Origin of the sequence: uncultured Microbulbifer sp. (assembly GCF_947498635.1) — a bacterium.
GTDB lineage: Bacteria > Pseudomonadota > Gammaproteobacteria > Pseudomonadales > Cellvibrionaceae > Microbulbifer > Microbulbifer echini.
In genome coordinates this window covers 1-1,771 of the sequence record NZ_CANMKV010000091.1, presented here as the reverse complement: position 1 = coordinate 1,771, position 1,771 = coordinate 1, and the positions used below count along the sequence as shown (strand labels likewise).

Genomic DNA, 1,771 nt, shown 5'->3' with positions numbered 1-1,771 from the left:
CTGAAGCCGATCTCATCGTCTTCAAACCTGACGGGCACATCGAACTCGCCGCTCCAGGTAATTTCTGCCCCGTTATCGGCGCTGAGCTGCACTTGCCCAGTGGTGTAATCGATACTGGCGGCCACCGGATTGCCATCGACAAAAATCAGTACCCGGCCAATTACCGGCTTTGCTATTTTGCGCTGATAGGAAAAGGCGCCGAACACATATTGTTTTTCTAGCTGATAAGTTGTGCTTTCACCGGTGCCAAAACCAATCACCTCTTGCTCTGCTTCAAAATCGCTGGCGTCTTTAAAACGAAAACCAATCAGGGCACCCATGCAGGCGTGATGGGCGGCAACCACGATTTGATGGTCGGCAGAATCCAGGTTTTTAAACAGCAGGGAATAACGGCCCAGGGGGCGCTCCCACTCGGCATTGCGGCGCTCTACTCCATTTCGCAATGCTTTAATAGCGGTTTTGTAGCGGTGGCCGTATTCGGAGCCATAGGCCACTTTTTCCAGCAGGCGACTTTCGTTAAACATTAAGAGCCGAGCCTCCTGCGGTTAATCCGTTGTTTGCGTTCGCTTTCGCGGGCGAGCTGTGAGGCGGTGCGATTATTCACCTTGCCATCGACGCGAATATTCTGCGTCATGGAAACCGGGCGGCTGTAATCCCCTGCACCGCCACCGCTGTGCCTATCCGCCTGAATCATGGCCAGGGTGCGATCCAGCTTTGCGCTGGTTTCCGAGGTGGTGACCCGCTCGCCTTTTTGCAGCAGCCAGGTGCCGTCCTCCGGTACCGCATCGATACCGTCGTGGGCCATACCGGTGATTTTTGCCGCGGCTAAACCGCCGGTCACATACACCGCACCCGCCGCCGCGGCACCCAGCACCGGACCCACATAGGGAATCGAAGCCATGGCGTTGTAGGCCCCCATGGCCGCGTCCTGGGTATTGGCAATCACACCCTGCAGGGCGTTACGCTTTTTCTCATCCAGCAGAGTGCCGCCGATGGCGAGGGCTGCGCGCATATAGGCCGCCTCTTCGCCTTCCATGCCTTGGTAATACTGCCCCGCCACATCCATCAGGGTGGCGTATCCCTCCAGCCGCTGCTGGCGGCGCTGGTCTTCATTGGCCTGGGTGATTTCGGTCAGGCGCTCTTCGTACTGTTGCCGCAGGGATAATTCCTCTTCATCCCAGGTGGCATTCAGGTCGGCGCGCTCGCTGCGGAATTGCTCCAGCATATCGAGCTGGGTGGAATACCAGTCCTCGAGTTCTGTACGCGCGGTTTCGATATCTTCACCACTGTCGAGGCCGCCCAGGGTTGGGCCGTCTTCGGTGGCGGCGTCAGCGATACGGCCGAGGGTTTCCTGGCGTTGCTCGTCGGTCAGGCCGGCCATGGCATCGACAATAGCCAGGCGCTCGCGCATCTGATCGGTCAGTACTTCTTCCTCGGTGCGCAGATCTCTTAAAAGACCGGCATAAGCTTCCTGATTACGCTGCAGGGCTTCGGCTTCTTCTTTGGCGGTTTTAAATTCGGTGCCCAGTTCTTCGATCACCTCATTAAAAATCAGCCAGTGATTCACCGGTGGAAGTAACTCGCCCTCCGGGTGCGCATCAGTAATCAGGCTGGTATTTTCAGTCAGTCCGGTTGGCGTCGGCTCGGATTTATTCGCGATTTTTGAGCGCGGTTTGTAATAGGTATCGATCGCCGATTCCAGCCGCGCCAGCTCTGTCTTTAATTCTTTATCGTTCCAATATTCCACCACGCCCTTAGGGCCGAAGAAGCG

The 1,771-nt window shown here is 56.9% G+C and carries 2 protein-coding genes; both read right to left on the bottom strand.

Annotation, left to right across the window (positions count from 1 at the left end):
• Positions 1–524: DUF2460 domain-containing protein (locus Q1A69_RS19885; protein WP_299589598.1), on the bottom strand; the 524-nt coding region annotated here is incomplete at its 3' end.
• On the bottom strand, positions 524–1,771 hold a 1,248-nt coding region (locus Q1A69_RS19880), incomplete at its 5' end, for a hypothetical protein (protein ID WP_299589595.1). The genes Q1A69_RS19880 and Q1A69_RS19885, both read right to left, overlap by 1 nt.